Origin of the sequence: Leptolyngbya sp. FACHB-1624 (genome assembly GCF_047649235.1) — a bacterium.
GTDB lineage: Bacteria > Cyanobacteriota > Cyanobacteriia > Leptolyngbyales > Leptolyngbyaceae > Leptolyngbya > Leptolyngbya boryana.
Map to the genome: position 1 here is coordinate 1,591,155 of NZ_CP180258.1, position 15,589 is coordinate 1,606,743.

The following is a 15,589-nucleotide window of genomic DNA, read 5'->3' on the forward strand; positions in this document are numbered from 1 at the left end:
TATGGGAAAACTTCGAGTCAGACAAGTTCCACTGCTAGAGATCTTCAGCATGGCAGTAGAAGCGCTGTGGAGCAATCGATTAAGAACGAGTTTGACCATGCTCGGTGTGATTATTGGGATTGCTTCGGTGATCACAGTAACTTCAGTTGGGCAAGGCGTGCAGAAAGCGACTGAGCAGCAGATTCAGGCATTAGGGACAAACGTGATGCTGGTTCTGTCTGGGGTTGCTCGATCGGGTGGGATCAGTCAAGGAGCAGGCTCAGCAAGTACATTGACCTTTGAAGATGCTCAAGCCGTTGGCAAACAAGCTCCAGCAGCAGCAGGAGTCACTGCTTTTTTGCAACGGGGTGGGCAGGTTGTCTATGGCAGTCAGAATACTTCGACTTCAATTTTAGGTGTGGATTTGAACTATTCTGATGTCAAAGAGATTCAACCACAAGAAGGACAGTTTTTCACACAAGATGATCTAGTCAATGCCACTTCAGTGGTTGTTTTAGGCAGTGCGGTACGGGATAACTTATTTGCATCTGGAGAACGAGCGATCGGAGCAAATATTCGGATTCAGAATGGGCGCTATACAGTCGTCGGTGTGGCAGAGTCAAAAGGATCAGTCGGGGGGCAAGATCAAGACGATCGCGTTTACATCCCATTGACGAATATGTCGGCGCGGATTGTGGGAAATAATTCGCTCAATGGTCGGGCAATTAGCGGGTTTTGGGTGAAGGCAAACAGTCAAGAAGAACTTGAAGCAGCGCAATTTCAAGTCACGAATCTGCTGAGAGTTCGACATAATATCTATCCTCCCAAACCGGATGATTTTCGGATTAGTAATCAGGTGGACATTATTAATACATTTAGTAGTGTTGTGGGATTGTTTACGGTATTGGTGAGCGCGATCGCGGGGATTTCGTTAATTGTGGGCGGAATTGGGATCGCGAATATTATGCTCGTTTCGGTTGTCGAGCGAACTCGTGAAATTGGAGTCAGAAAAGCGATCGGGGCGACAAATCAAGCAGTACTGAGTCAGTTTCTCACCGAAGCAATTTTAGTCTCCCTGATGGGAGGCGCAATCGGGGTGGCAGTCGGTTTAGGCTTAGCGTTTGCTGCTTCAACGGCGTTTAGCTTTCCATTCATTATTTCTGGAGTCGCGATCGCGGCTGGACTCACTTTAGCGTTAGGAGTGGGATTAGTCGCCGGAGTAATTCCAGCGAGAAATGCGGCTCGACTGGATCCGATTACAGCATTACGCAGTGAGTAAGGGGCATTCTTGAGATAAATCGAGCAGTCTGAGGTAACGGATTATGACTGAAAATAATTTGCCTTTTCACGTCGTTCATAGTGTGACTCGTGGTGGCACGACGTTTGAATTGTTGGAATATAAACCACTGGCGGGAAGTGAAACCCTTGCGATCGCGGAGCAACTGCACGTTCTGAACAAAGCAGGCGTGCATTTACGCCAGTTACGAGTGCGCTTAGACAAAGATGGAATTCGCACAGAACCGGGAGCACTGCAATTTAGTAAAGGTCGGATTGAGATGGAAAGCTCAACCGGAATGGGAGAAGGGGTTGGAGGACTCGTCAAAGGCGCACTGGCAGCAGCACGTACGGGTGAAACGATGTTCAAGCCGTTGTACAGTGGCACGGGTGAAATTTACTTAGAACCCACCTTTGGACATTACTGGTTCATGCAGCTAAACAACCAAACGCTGTATGCGGATCAGGGATTGTTTTGCTGTAGTGAGAATTCCATACAAGTTGGCGCGCATCGGGTTGAAAGCTTTAGCGCACGAGTTGCAGGTGGAGAAGGACGCTATCAAACGAAGGTGATGGGCACAGGAATTGTCGTGTTTCGGATTCCTGTCCCGTTAAGCGAGATTATGGAATTAACATTAGAGAATGAAACCCTGCAAGTCGATGGGTCGTTTGCGTTGTTGCGAACCAGTGGAATTCAGTTCAGTGTGGAGAAAGCCTCGAACTCTCTGATGGGAGCTATGACCAGTGGTGAAGGATTTCTGCAAACGTTCCGAGGAACAGGGCGCGTGTGGATTGCTCCGACGCAATCGGTCTATCAGCGAATGGCAGGATTAGGAGTGACTCGTTTAACTTGATGATCTGTTGTGGGAAAAGCACTCTGAGCTTTTCCATCCTCGGAGTGCTCCAGATTTTAGCTTGCGATGTGCGTGATTAATGGGTCGGGGACGGGGAACGATCGCTTTTCCATCAACATGAAACGGTGTTTCTCTGCATTAAAGGCAAATACAGTGCCCGTCTCGATCTCATACATCCAGGCATGAAGGTTTAACTTACCTGCATGGAGTTTGGAGCGAATTGCCGGATAGGTTTCAAGGTTTTCAATTTGGGTGAGGATGTTTTGTTCGATCGCGATTTTCAATAATTTCTCTGGCTCAATTCCTGCATAGTTATCTTGTACGACTCGACGGGTCGCTTCTCCATGGCGTTTGAGCCAGTCATAAACAGCAGGCATTTGTTCAGCCAGCGTGCCAATTTGCAGCAATCCTTTCATTGCCCCACAGTGCGAATGCCCGCAGACAATAATGTCTTTGATGCCCAACGCCTGCACTGCATACTCGATTCCGGCTGATTCCGCACTACTCGCTGCTCCATAAGACGGAATAATATTGCCGACATTGCGCATCACGAACAGTTCGCCGGGTTGGGCTTGGGTGATCAGACAGGGATCAATGCGTGAATCAGAACAGGTGATGAATAAAACGTCGGGAGATTGTCCTCCAGAGAGCCGCTCAAATAATTCTCGGTGATCGTTGAAGTAATTGCTGTGAAACGAGTTTACGCCTTGAATCAGTCCGGTCAGCGACATAATCTTTACCTGAATGCGGTGAGGTCAGCAAGTCTGCGAACGATAGAGCCAAGTCATACTTGACGATTGGCTTTATTCTTCCTTTTCTACAGCGCTAATGTAACACTTTCCGAATTTTTGTAAACATCTTTTCCGCATTTTCTAGTTTAAAGGCAGCAAAATTTCAAACACTGTGCCCCGTAATCTCGGTGAAATGTCGCAGTAAACTCGGAAGATGCCGCTATGTCTTGCTGTCACAATTCGATAACTTGTCGCAAGACTGGTTTCTTTCGTGAGTTCGGTAGAAAAGGCTTGCATGAGTTGACGTTGAATTTCGATCGACATTTCGCTTGAGTTGTCTGCGATTTGAATCGCAACCCAACGCTGTCCAGTTCCATCGATCGAGCAAACTTCGGTTGAAATTCTAATTTGTGGAGCGTCAGAGCTTACTAGATCAGGATTTTGTTCTCGGTATGCAGCTTGATTCAGCAGCGTATCGATTGAACAATTCAAAATATTCATAAACACCTGGCTCAGTTGGCTAATGAAGCAAGGCACTGGCGGCAGGTGTCCATAATTTTTCGTGACTTGAATGTCGCTCGACAGGCGGCTTTTCAGCAGCAGCAGCACCGAGTCGAGACAGTCATGTAAATTGGCTGGACGCGGATACACTTCATCGATATGGCAGAAATTCTGCAAGCTATTGGCAAGACGGGAGAGACGCTCGGCTCCAGTTTTGATGCTGTCTAGCGTTTTGGGCAGATCTTCGCGAATATAATCGAACTCGATCGCTTCTTTGAGATCGATCACTTTCTGGGGAACGTCCGTAATACATTTCTCGTAAGCGCTGATAATTTCCAACAAACTGCGGCTGTACTCGGCAATATGACTCAAATTTCCCCAGATAAAACTGACGGGATCGAGAATTTCGTGAGACACTCCATCGACCAAGCGTCCCAAACTTGCCATTTTCTCGCTCTGGAGCATTTGAAGCTGGAGGCGTTCGATTCTGACTTGGGTTTCAATACCGCGCAGTTGCCAATAGGCAATATTTAATTCATGTGGATCGAGAATTCGGTATTGATCTGCACCGAGACGCACGACAATCGGATCGCGCAGTCGGTCAAACGGACGACGCAAGGCTTGTTGGGCAGCGGTGAGAATCGGAGTGTCGCCACTGAGAATCAGCGGCACTGTGCGATCGTAACTCTGTAAAATCCGCAACGGTTTCTCAAGAAACAGGTCAATTCCGTAGGGACGGAGCAAATATTCCAACAGACGATGGCGGGAAATCAGGCTCAAAAAGCGCCCATTTTCAGTCAAAATTACCCCTGGGAGTAACGGATGCTGCTCAAAGATCTCAGCCACCTCCGTTCCCAAAACGTCCAACTCTGCCGCAAAATCATACAGAGGCAAATCTTGTAGCATCGATTCGAGCTGAATTGTCTGTACGTTTCCGGGAGCCAACACGGGAACGTTTAGTTTCGATCGAAACTCAGATGTAGATGGTGTCATCACAAGGGTAATCGTCCATAAACTTGCTAAATCTACACTGCCCAAATTTGCGTCTACCTTACCAGAACCCTTTTAACTCCTGCTATGCAATTGATTTCATTTTTGTTCCGCTCATCTCGTAAATTAGTGTCGATCGCGATTTTGACGGGTTTTTTGAGCGGGGCGAGTAGTGCAGGATTAATTGCATTAATTAGCCGCGCCTTGGGCAATGGTGCCGTGTCACAGATTGCGTGGGCATTTGTCGGATTAGCGATCGTGTCGCTGATTACGAGCGTGATTTCGCAGATGGTGCTGATTCAGTTGGCGCAGGATGCAGTCTTTAAATTGAGATTGCAGTTAAGCCGACAAATTTTGTCGTCGGAGTTGCGGCATTTGGAGCAGCTTGGAAATGCGCGCATGATGGCAACTTTGACCGAAGATGTACAAGCGGTCGCCACTGCGGTTTCTTCGTTTCCGTTTTTGTGTATCGATTTGGCGACAGTTGTTGGCTGTTTTGTTTATATTGGTTCGCTGTCTTGGGTTGTGTTTGCGATGGTGATGGGGTTGTTTTTCTTTGCATTCGCAACTTGTCAATGGATGCTCAACCAAGCTCGTCGTCGGATGGTATTTGCACGCGAAGATCAAGATGTGTTGTTTCGGCATTTTCGATCGATTACCGATGGCATCAAAGAGATGAAGCTGCATTACCCGCGCCGTCAGGTGTTTCTGCGCGATGAGTTAGAGACCGCTTCCGCGTCATTTCGTCGGCATAACATTCACGCTTTAGTGCTCTTTGCGTCGGCAGGAAGTTGGGGCAAGCTGATCTTCTTTTTTGCGATCGGGTTTGTGATGTTTGCCTTGCCAGGTCTTGTATCGATTCCGCCTGAAACCTTGTCCGGCTATGTTTTGACGTTTACTTATTTGATGTTGCCATTGGATAAGATGGTGCTGAAATTGCCGATTCTGAGCCAAGCAAGTGTGTCATTGCAAAAGATCGACATGCTAGGGTTGTCCTTGAAGCAAAAAGCCGAGTCTACAACGATTCCCAGTCCAGTTCAGACGTGGAACCGCTTAGAACTGAAAAGTGTGACGCATAGCTACTATCAGTCTGAAGATACGAAGTTTACTTTAGGCACGATCGATTTAACATTGAATGCAGGCGAGATTGTGTTTATCGTTGGTGGTAACGGCAGCGGAAAATCTACCTTCGCTAAGCTTTTAACGGGATTATATGCGCCCGAAACTGGCACGATTTTACTCGATGGCGAACCGATTACTGAGCACAATCGAGAATGGTATCGACAGCATTTTTCAACAGTGTTTGCTGACTTCTACTTATTCGATCGCTTACTCGGCTTAGATGCGTCTGACGAGGATGCTCAGCGCTATCTTCAGCAGTTACAGCTTGAACACAAAGTTCAGGTTGTAGATGGAAGATTATCAACCACGGAACTGTCGCAAGGTCAAAGAAAACGGTTGGCATTGTTGACGGCTTACTTGGAGGATCGTCCGATCTATTTGTTCGACGAATGGGCTTCGGATCAAGATCCAATCTTCCGAGAATTGTTTTACACCGAGTTTTTGCCGAAATTAAAGCATCGGGGTAAAACGGTTTGGGTGATTAGTCATGATGATCATTATTTTCAATTTAGCGATCGTGTGATCAAGCTCGATTACGGCAAGGTAGAGTACGATCGCGTGACTTCAGAACATCCTTAGAGGATGTTTAAAGACAATCGAGGATGTAAAAAAGCTCTCTGGTTATAAGCTGTAAAGACGTTTCAGGGATCAGGTTCGATCGCATTCCTAAGCTCACAAGCAGTTAACGAGCCATTTCGCGCTGAAGCAAAAGCCGTTGATAGGCGATCGTAAAGTCATCCATTGTAATCCTCAAACAGGTCGGATCATTCATGCCTTGAGTACGATAGCGGCGCACTGCTTCTAATGCTGCTTGATTGCTTAACAGCGCTAGATCAGCCCCATTCCAGCCTTCTGTTTGGGCAGCGAATGAGTCTAACTCTACCTCCTCCAACGGGCGATCGCGATTATGCACGTGCAAGATAGCAAGGCGACTCATGTGATCAGGGAGATCTACTTTGAGTTGCAAATCTAATCGTCCTGCTCTCAGTAAAGCAGGATCGAGGGTTTCCGGGCGATTTGTGGCTCCGACGAAGAGCACATTCGTACAGTCATGCAAGCCGTCGAGTTCTGTGAGTAGTTGACCGACAACGCGATCGCTCACTCCTGAATCGCTTTGATATCTCCCGCGTGCTGGCGCAAGCGTATCAATTTCATCGACAAAAACAACGCAGGGAGATGCCTGACGCGCTTTTGTGAAAAGTTCTCGCACTGCTTGTTCTGAGGCTCCAACCCATTTACTCAGCAATTCAGGTCCATTCACTGCAATGAAGTTTGCCCGAGCTTGAGCCGCAACCGCTTTCGCCAAAAGCGTTTTACCTGTTCCAGGTTCTCCCCATAGCAAAATTCCGCGTGGTGCTTTCGCTTTAGTATGATCATACAGTTCAGGATAGAGCAATGCGCCTTCTACAGAGTCTTGTAGCGTTTGTTTAATGTGATCCAGTCCGCCGATCGCATCCCAGGTAACTTTCGGTGCTTCGATTTCAATCGATCGCAGTACCGCAGGCTTAATGTGTCGAATTGCTTCTAGAAAGTCAACCTGCGTCACACTCATCTGTGCAGGCATCGGACTATCCAAGCTCGGCAACAGTCGCCGCAGTGCTAAGTAAGCTGCTTGTTGAGAGAGTGCTTTGAGATCTGCACCAACCATACCTCCAGATAAATCCGCGATCGCATTGAGATCCACGGATTCGTGCAGGGGCATCATTGCCGTTAAAATCTCAAGAATTTCTAAGCGCCCACCGCGATCAGGCACACGGAATGCAATCTCTCGATCGAACCGACCTGGACGACGTAACGCAGGGTCAAGATGATCCGGGCGATTGGTTGCAGCTAGGACAATAATCCCTTTTGTCTTAGCAAACCCATCCATTAGACTCAAGAGTTGCGCCACGACCCGCTTTTCGACCTCGCCTTCGACTTTAGAACGGTCGGGAGCAAGACTATCAATTTCGTCGATAAAGATAATACAAGGAGCAGACCGTGCTGCTTTTTGAAAAATGCTGCGCAGTCGAGATTCGGCTTCTCCGTAGTATTTTCCGATGACTTCTGGACCCACGATCGCAATGTAGTTCACATCGAGATCTGTGGCTAAAGCTCGCGCAGTGAGAGTTTTTCCGGTTCCAGGTGGTCCTGTCAGCAACACGCCTGTCGTCGGTTCTAATCCGAGCGCGGCTAATACATTAGGACGCTTGAGCGGAAGCTCGACAAGTTCGCGTAGCTCTCGCAGTACGCTAGACAATCCACCCACACCTGCCAGGGTCGGCTGTACACTATCCTCGCTCGATGGCGTACTCAGAACTGTATTTTCGCTAAAGAAAGATTGCCTTTCATCAGTTGGGGAGCTGTGATCGACATTTTCCGACTGGTTCACACGAAATTCAGGCTCTCTTGGCTCTCGCCCTTCGATCACTCGCACAATATCCAGCAATCCTTCAAAGCCTTGATCAACCAGTGCTTCAATCTCTTGGAATAAATCATCCATCTGTCTTGCCTACCCAATATCTCCAGTATAGAGACTGAGAATCGACACTCGCAGATCATGCGATACAACCCTTTACGTTCTCACGAGAGCCTATTGTGCTTCTAGTCGTCAATCACATCAAGTTGGCGAAGTGAAGAAATGGGAAGACCGGGAGTCTGATTTGCTGCTGAGAAAACTTAGGACTGTTCACTTAGGACTGTTCACTAAAGATGCGATCGCTTGAATTAATAAATCTGGCGCGACTGGCTTTGCAAAATGTTTCTGAAATCCAGCCTCAATTGCTTTTCGCTGATTCAATTCTCCGACATAGGCTGTAAGCGCGATCGCTGGAATCATCCCTCCTTGCTCCGGAGGACGCGATCGGATCAGTTGCATCAGCGTATACCCATCCATATTGGGCATACCAATATCACTGAGAAGAACGTCAGGCATGACTTGATTCAATTGTTGTAGAGCCGCGATCGCAGAGTCTACCACGGTTACGTTCGCTCCTCGTTGCTCCAACACAAACGCCTGAAAATCGCGCGCATCTGGCTCATCATCCACAATCAGCACATGGATGCCGACCAGAGAAGCATGGGCGACAGCAAACAATTCATCTGAATTGGGCGAGCTTGGCGATTCGATCTGCTCCAAGGGCAGCGTAACCGTAAACGTTGCTCCTTGATGTTCTCCAGGACTACTGACGTTGACAGTTCCACCATGCAATTCAACAATTTGCTGTACGATCGCAAGCCCTAAACCCAATCCGCCAAACTGGCGCGTTGTCGAGCCATCTTCTTGCCGAAACCGCTCAAACACATAAGGCAAGAACTCCGCAGAAATGCCTTTCCCGGTATCACTGACTTCGATTTGCGCGTGATGCCCAACTTCGCTTAAGCAGATTTCAACTCGTCCTTGCTCAGGCGTAAACTTCACCGCATTCGACAAAAGATTCCAAACCACTTGTTGGAGCCGAGCAACATCCCCAGAAACTCGCCATCTTGTTCCCTCAAACATTGTCTGGATCTGAATATTTTTTGCTTCTGCGGCTAATCGAATTGTTTCCAGCGCGGCTCGAATAATACTTGCTAAATCAACAGAAACAACATTTAAGACGAGTTTGCCGCGTAAAATTCGGGAGATATCAAGTAGATCCTCAATCAATTGAGCTTGCAGTGTGGCATTCCGCTCGATCGTGGCTAACGCTTGCTGCGTTTGAGGCGCATTTAATCTGCCAGTTTGTAGCATCCTCGTCCAGCCCAAAATCGGATTCAGCGGCGATCGTAGTTCGTGAGATAGAACCGCAAGAAATTCATCTTTAATCCGGTTTGCAGTTTCAGCAGCTTCCTTCGCAACTTGAGTTTGCTGAAGTAATTGTTCGCGTTCTACTTCGGCTGATTTACGATCCGTCATATCCCGCGCCACACAGTACATGAGCTTTTGCTCGATAAAGGGAGCAACGCTCCAGGATATCCAACGGTAAGAGCCATTTCGAGCACGATACCGATTTTCAAACTCATGCAGTGGAATTCCTTGAGCAATGAGGTCTGCTGCAGCCACAGTTGCCGCGCGATCGTCAGGATGCACAAACTCAATGTAAGGCTGAGCAGTTAGCTCTGGTAACGTATAGCCGAGCGTGGTTTCCCAGGCTGGATTCGTCTGGAGAAAGTACCCGTCCATATGCACAATCGCTAGCATGTCTTGAGACAATTGAAAGAAGCGATCGCGGTCTTCTTCTGCCCGTCTGCGGCTCTCTTCAAGACGCTTCGCAACCGTCATATCGGCAAGTGCGCCAAGTAATGCAATGGGATTGCCTGTAGCATCATACTCAACCTGACCGCGTGCTGTGAACCACCGTTTCTCTCCGGTGGCAAGCTGAACGCGATATTCAGAGGTGTACGCTTCGCCCGTTGTGATTGCCTGCTGAAGGGCAGCGAAGCCAAGAACGCGATCGTCGGGATGCATCCAGTTGATGAACGTTTCGATCGGGAGTCCTTCAGTGGTAGCTACAGCAGCATCAATGTCAAGCAATCGGGCAAACTTCGCATCGATGATGACTCGATAAGCAGGAATGTTCCAGCGCCAGGTATAAACGGCTCCCGCCGCCAAAGCAGATTCTAGTTGCTTATGTGCATTACGCAAGGCAGCTTCAGCACTCGCACGTTCAACCGCCGCCCAAGTCCGCTCAGCAACTTCTTCGGCTAGAGCAATTTCCTGGGGCAACCACACTCGCGGAGTAGCGTTATGCACTGCCAGCCCTGCTACAAACTCACCATTTTTGATCAGCGGTATGCCAATGTGAGCCTTGATCTGAATCGCGGCATACGCGGAGTGCTGCTCTGGAGACAAATTTGGATCGGCGGTCACGTCAGATGCAGAAGTTGTCTGCCCAGCACGGTAAGCCTTGAGTACCTTTTCTCCAAATGATTCGATCGCGTATCTACCTGCCAGCGCATCTGCACCATTCACGTAATCGCGCTCAACGACATAATCTGCGCCTTGAACCTCGAAGTACACGACGCGAGTGACATTCAAATATTCACCCAGCATTCGGCTCGCTGTTGCCTGAACTTCAACTGGATGCGCAAGCGGACGGAGCGCATCGACTAAGGACACCCGAAATGTCTCGATTTCGGTCGCTTGACGTGCAAGTTTTTCGGCCTGTTTGCGCTCAGTAACGTTCGTAAACAACAACGCGAACTGATGGCGCTGTGGCTCACCGATGCGAAAAGCGTTAACATCAAACCAATGACCGAGCGCGATCGATTCCTGCTCAAATCGAATCGACTTGCCTGTCTGGACAACTTGAGCATAAGTCTCTAACCAAAAATCCTCAAGATTGGGAACCAGTTCTCGTGCCGTTTTCCCTGTCGCTTGCTCTAGCCCTGTTAATTTCTCAAAAGCAGAATTGACTTCTAGAAGTCGATAGTCCTGAGGTTCACCATTCTGATTCAACAGCAGTTCGCAAATGCAGAAGCCCTCATCGATCGATTCAAACAGCGTGCGATACTGTTTTTCCCGGTCTTGACAAACAAGGTCGGTTCGATCTCGCTCAAATACGATACTCGCAATCTGAGTACCAAACTGGGCAAGTTGAAACTCCCAATCTGTTCGTATCCGTGCTTGTTCAAAACATAACATCAGCAACCCGAACGGTAGATGATTGACACCTATGAGAGGTTCAGAATGACACGCCAGGATATTGTGAGCAACACAGAGCGATCGCCATTCCGAAGACCAGCGATCGTCATTGGCAATTTCAGGACAGGAAACGGGCTGACCTCGATACATCGCGTCGCCGAAGCTTCCAATACAGAATTCATTGATCAGAGCACCTTCGAGTCTTTGCCGAAACGCAGCAGGCAGGCTGGGCGCAATCACCTGCAAAAAAGACACCCGTTGTGCATCGGCAATCAAAAAACAAGCGTGAGTCCCAGGATTAAGTTGAGCGATCGAGTGACAAACCTCAGTCAGACAAGTTTCCAACGGCTGACCGGATGCAACTAACTTTAAGAGCCGATTTTGCTCGATGAGCATCAGTCGCGCTTGTTCTGGAGAAGAGTGATCGTGGTAAGGATCGATCTGTTGGTTCATACACTCTTCTGCAAGATTTTGCCCCCCTCAACATCAGTAAATTGCTCTTGAGCCAGTTCTGTAAACTGCGACTGTTGACGATTGAAAGAATTGATGTCGGGCTGTTTTAAAAAATTGATTTGATGAAGTCGGGCAACTTGCATAGTGATAAAAAAATGGTATCAGACAGAAAAAGCATTCCTCTTAACTTCTACCAAATGGCAGAAGTAGTCATCTATCCAACGAGAGAAGCAGAGCTAGCAGAACTTATTCGAGGCACGCAAAGCCATCTCAGGTAGCGTTTTCCGACTGTGAAATCTGACCCAGGCTTTTTATTGAGATGATGATATAGCATTTTTAAGCTAGTTCCTGTTGCTTGATCAATCTAACTTGAGTTAGATGAAGCATCCATGAGAATCACTACGGACTGGACTAGCTTTGAGAATTAAGCCATTGAATATCGGGCTAGGGAAGGTCGTTTGTTGTTTGAGTTTGAATTATGTTTGCGGATAGCACACATTTCGAGGATGAAAATGCAAACTCCAACTGCGATCGACCATGACTCCCTCTCTCATAAGTTAGAGCAAATTGGTAAGATCCTTCGTTTAATTGGCTGGGTCGGCATTATCACACAGCTTGGGTTTGGCATTGTGGCTGGCGTGATGCTGCTATTTGCGATCGCTGGACGGAATTTTAATCAAGCTGTTGCTCCTGCTGTCTCAGGGATAGCTATCGGCAGAGGTTTTCAGAATGCAACGACTCCCGGACTAGGCATTGGCATATTTTGGGCGGTCTGTGGCATCATCGCGTTGCTGTTTACGGCTTATCTTGCATTCCGTCAACTTCGTTTCGCGCGTCGCCTTCGCAATCCAAACCCAGAACTTCATCCCAAAAAAAGTGAAGTAATGCGAATTCTGCGAATTGGAATCATTGCGGGATTTATTGGCATGGGGCTTACAATTCTCGGCGGAGGTGCAGCAATGGGAGTCTTACTCTCTAAATCGATCGCTCAACCGCAAGGGGTCGCCATCTATGATCCCACTCGCATCATCCGCCCCTTAGATGTGCTCGTTGCAATGGCAAATATGATTGGGATCAGCGCACATTTTCTCGGCACGATCGCATCTGTCGCCACAGCAAACTGGCTCCATCGGCAGTAGTTGATTCGGACGATCGTTAGAGTAAAAATTGACTGAGCGATCGTAAATCGCTTTGATCCAGATATCTAAGCATTTGCAGTCTCGATTGTAGTTCTCAAAAAAGAGGACGCAAGAAATCTACCCATTCCTGCGCCCGTTTGCGATTCTCTAGAGCAAAGACAGACTAAGAATGTGCTTCATTTGCCTCATCCTCATCTGTCTCATGTTTTGGATTGAGCAATGTTGGTGTTTGACTACCAAGCAGTCCAAAAATTGTGCCGATGCCAATCTTCCAAGTTGTGTCAAGCGTTTCGAGAATACGAGATTGTTCTGGAGTGAGTTCGGGTTGACTCGCGATGCTAATCGCTCCGCCACCGGATAGCAGCGTGAACGCAACGACGGTGAAGAAAACCTGCTGAAAGAGAGAAGGTGTCGATTTGTGCATAATCATCAGTTTGTAACTAACACTCTTACTATCAGCGAGATCGATTTGAAGTTCAGGCTCTACAAGGGTTATCGTCTGGATGAGTTTGGGTTGACTTGCGGATAACTTTGAATGAGATGTGTAAAATTGTGGGATTGTGCTGGTGAGAGAGTATGGCAAGTCGATCGCTTCAAGCATGTCCAACAGGAGTTGAGCAAATTGCTCATGCACTGACTCATCAAGGATTAAGTCAAGAGAAATTGGCAGGAGAAGATTGTTCGTCAGCGACCTCGAAGAAGTTTTGTCGAGGAGAAAAGGTCGATCGACGGATTTTCGTCAAACTTTGCGAGAAGCTTGACTTGAATTGGGAAGAAATTGCGGGAATTGCTGCTCAATCTCCAGATGTGAAGATCGACGCTTCGATGGATTTGGTGCAGAAGTTTCGCGATCGCATCAAGCCCCATCTGCAAAAACGCTGTGGCACGATGCGAGTATTGGATATGTCGCAACCAATTGGCTTAGATGACATTTACACCAGCGTCAACATTCTGGAGAAAATCACCGGATGTAGACAATTAAAGCTATCAGAATTGGTGCGAGAGGCGTCGGCTGAGCAAGTTGAGCAATCTGGTTTGGGAGCTGTTAAAGAAGAACCAGTTCCGGGATTAGTCGCGATTGATATATACAGCAAGCTGATGATTTTAGGAAAACCGGGAGCCGGAAAAACGACGTTTCTCAAGCATTTGGCGATTCAGTGCATCGGGGAGAGGTTCCAACCGCAGCGAGTCCCGATCTTTATCACCTTGAAAGAGTTCGCGGAGTCGCAAGACCGTCCTGACTTACTGGAATACATTCGTTTGTATCTTGAAAGCAATGAACTTGATGAGATTCGGGAATTGCTCGATCGTGGAAATGCGCTGATTCTGCTCGATGGTTTGGATGAGGTTCGGGAAACTGATGTTTCTCATGTTCTGCGACAGGTTCAAAAGCTTTCAGAGCGTTACCATCGCAATCAATTCGTTGTGACTTGTCGAATTGCTGCTCGTGAATATACGTTTGAGCAGTTTACAGAGGTCGAAGTGGCTGATTTTGATGAGGATCAAATTGCAGATTTTGCTCGGAAGTGGTTTCGCAGCCGAGAAGATAGGGTGAAGGGCGATCGCTTTCTCAAACAGTTGAAGGCTTATCCACCCATTCAGGAATTAGCCACAAATCCACTGTTACTGACGCTGTTATGTTTAGTGTTTGAAGATATAGAAAGTTTTCCATTACCAAAATGGAAATTGTATAGAGATGCCTTTAATGTGCTTCTCAAACGATGGGATCAAAAGCGGTGGAATGTGGTTCTAGACAGATCTTGTGAACCTATTTACAAAAAGCTTTCTTCTAAAAGTAGAGAAGCGTTATTTAGACATATTGCATATCAAAGCTTTAAAGAAAATTATTACCTTTTTGATATTGATTATCTTGAATCCCTTGTAGGAAGTTTTTTAGAAAATTTAACCTATTTTGACTCTAAAGTAGAGGACTTAGAGGTTGAGGAATTTGTAAGATCTATTGAAGCGCAGCACGGAATCCTTGTGAAACGCACACGAGAATATTATTCATTTTCACATTCAACTTTTCGTGAGTATTTCGCAGCATGTCAAATTGTCAAAAACTCTAATCCATCAACAAACAACTTGATATTAAATCAGTTAGCAGCTCATGTAGCAGATAAACGATGGCGTGAAGTATTCCTATTAACTGTTGAGATGTTACCAGAAGCAGATGCTTTAGTTAAACTCGTGAAAAGGGAGATTGATAGCCTAGTAGCTAGAACACCTAAAATAGATCTACTACTTAATCAAATTAATCATAATTATCCCAATGCGGAAGCTCTCTTACAAGAATCAGAACTGGAGTTTCCTTCGCTTGCTGATGCCGAAGATTGGTTGCACATAATTCGTGCTATTTGTTTTGAGGAAGCAATAGAGTACGTCTACAATATTGCTTCTGCTCTCTTCTTAATTTATTCTGAAAAACAAATTGGGCTACAAGATGCCTTGTATTTTGCAAGAGATCGTGTTCGATATAAGTGTTATGAACTGGCACAATCTCTAGAAAGTTGCGTTGGTGAAGCTCCCATAAACCAACTGAAGGCTATTGCGAAACTTCCAATAGCTGGCGAACTAGATAGAATTTTGCAGCCCGTGAAGCATCCATTCATGTTTGTGGAAGTAGAGTTTATGACAGTAGGGCGCAATGCATTCGATCATTTGAAGCATCTTATCGAATGGTGGAATTTAAACGGAGCAGATTGGAATAAAAAACTTAGAGGCTTTGTAGCGAAACACGAATCCGTTTTTCAAGAATTAGAATTTAGCGATTTAGAGTTGCGTGCTTTGAGAGATTATTATAGTGCCAACGTATTGCTCGCTGACTGCCTCAAGAGTGATTGCAAGATTAGCGCTAGAGTGAGATCTGAAATTGAAAGTGCCTTGTTGTTACCGATCGCTGAAATTCAAAAACTCCAATCATCCGAATCTAAGCCTTGA

Annotated in this window: 10 protein-coding genes; 5 read left to right on the forward strand and 5 right to left on the reverse strand. The window is 46.9% G+C overall.

Annotation, left to right across the window (positions count from 1 at the left end):
• Position 1: 1 nt before the first annotated feature.
• Both ACMUEV_RS07355 and ACMUEV_RS07360 read left to right on the forward strand, forming a co-directional pair.
• Positions 2–1,258 carry an ABC transporter permease gene (locus ACMUEV_RS07355; protein ID WP_190652757.1) on the forward strand — a complete coding sequence of 419 codons (1,257 nt, stop codon included), beginning with the start codon at positions 2–4 and terminating at the stop codon, positions 1,256–1,258.
• A 43-nt stretch (positions 1,259–1,301) separates the two neighbouring features.
• A complete protein-coding gene (locus tag ACMUEV_RS07360) occupies positions 1,302–2,108 on the forward strand; it encodes an AIM24 family protein (protein ID WP_017289784.1) in 807 nt (268 codons plus the stop codon).
• 56 nt (positions 2,109–2,164) lie between these two features.
• On the opposite strand, the gene ACMUEV_RS07365 is transcribed toward ACMUEV_RS07360, so the two are convergent.
• Positions 2,165–2,839 (reverse strand): carbonic anhydrase, encoded by a 675-nt coding sequence (locus tag ACMUEV_RS07365; protein WP_017289783.1) that lies wholly within the window; start codon positions 2,837–2,839, stop codon positions 2,165–2,167.
• Positions 2,840–2,980: 141 nt separating this feature from the next.
• The gene (locus ACMUEV_RS07370; protein ID WP_190652756.1) at positions 2,981–4,333 is read right to left on the reverse strand and encodes a sensor histidine kinase; all 1,353 of its coding nucleotides are present in this window, start codon (positions 4,331–4,333) and stop codon (positions 2,981–2,983) included.
• Between the two features lie 84 nt (positions 4,334–4,417).
• On the opposite strand from ACMUEV_RS07370, the gene ACMUEV_RS07375 reads away from it, so the two are divergent.
• Positions 4,418–6,031 carry a cyclic peptide export ABC transporter gene (locus ACMUEV_RS07375; RefSeq protein ID WP_190652755.1) on the forward strand — a complete coding sequence of 538 codons (1,614 nt, stop codon included), beginning with the start codon at positions 4,418–4,420 and terminating at the stop codon, positions 6,029–6,031.
• A 103-nt stretch (positions 6,032–6,134) separates the two neighbouring features.
• Here ACMUEV_RS07375 and ACMUEV_RS07380 read toward each other — a convergent pair whose 3' ends face one another.
• The gene (locus ACMUEV_RS07380) at positions 6,135–7,934 is read right to left on the reverse strand and encodes an AAA family ATPase (RefSeq protein WP_199329660.1); all 1,800 of its coding nucleotides are present in this window, start codon (positions 7,932–7,934) and stop codon (positions 6,135–6,137) included.
• 186 nt (positions 7,935–8,120) lie between these two features.
• On the reverse strand, positions 8,121–11,510 hold the full coding sequence (locus ACMUEV_RS07385; protein WP_190652754.1) for an ATP-binding protein: 3,390 nt from the start codon (positions 11,508–11,510) through the stop codon (positions 8,121–8,123).
• Positions 11,511–12,022: 512 nt separating this feature from the next.
• Between ACMUEV_RS07385 and ACMUEV_RS07390 the strand changes: the two genes are divergently transcribed.
• Positions 12,023–12,649, forward strand: coding sequence for a DUF3611 family protein (locus ACMUEV_RS07390; protein WP_190652753.1), 627 nt, complete (start codon positions 12,023–12,025; stop codon positions 12,647–12,649).
• Between the two features lie 163 nt (positions 12,650–12,812).
• On the opposite strand, the gene ACMUEV_RS07395 is transcribed toward ACMUEV_RS07390, so the two are convergent.
• The gene (locus ACMUEV_RS07395; protein WP_190652752.1) at positions 12,813–13,073 is read right to left on the reverse strand and encodes a hypothetical protein; all 261 of its coding nucleotides are present in this window, start codon (positions 13,071–13,073) and stop codon (positions 12,813–12,815) included.
• Between the two features lie 239 nt (positions 13,074–13,312).
• On the opposite strand from ACMUEV_RS07395, the gene ACMUEV_RS07400 reads away from it, so the two are divergent.
• Positions 13,313–15,589 (forward strand): NACHT domain-containing protein, encoded by a 2,277-nt coding sequence (locus ACMUEV_RS07400; protein ID WP_348251407.1) that lies wholly within the window; start codon positions 13,313–13,315, stop codon positions 15,587–15,589.

Coding starts and splice junctions, on each gene's coding strand:
- ACMUEV_RS07395 (WP_190652752.1), bottom strand. CDS start 13,073: ATGCACAAATCGACACCTTCTCTCTTTCAGCAGGTTTTCTTCACCGTC.
- ACMUEV_RS07385 (WP_190652754.1), bottom strand. CDS start 11,510: ATGAACCAACAGATCGATCCTTACCACGATCACTCTTCTCCAGAACAA.
- ACMUEV_RS07380 (WP_199329660.1), bottom strand. CDS start 7,934: ATGGATGATTTATTCCAAGAGATTGAAGCACTGGTTGATCAAGGCTTT.
- ACMUEV_RS07360 (WP_017289784.1), top strand. CDS start 1,302: ATGACTGAAAATAATTTGCCTTTTCACGTCGTTCATAGTGTGACTCGT.
- ACMUEV_RS07390 (WP_190652753.1), top strand. CDS start 12,023: ATGCAAACTCCAACTGCGATCGACCATGACTCCCTCTCTCATAAGTTA.
- ACMUEV_RS07370 (WP_190652756.1), bottom strand. CDS start 4,333: ATGACACCATCTACATCTGAGTTTCGATCGAAACTAAACGTTCCCGTG.
- ACMUEV_RS07365 (WP_017289783.1), bottom strand. CDS start 2,839: ATGTCGCTGACCGGACTGATTCAAGGCGTAAACTCGTTTCACAGCAAT.
- ACMUEV_RS07375 (WP_190652755.1), top strand. CDS start 4,418: ATGCAATTGATTTCATTTTTGTTCCGCTCATCTCGTAAATTAGTGTCG.
- ACMUEV_RS07355 (WP_190652757.1), top strand. CDS start 2: ATGGGAAAACTTCGAGTCAGACAAGTTCCACTGCTAGAGATCTTCAGC.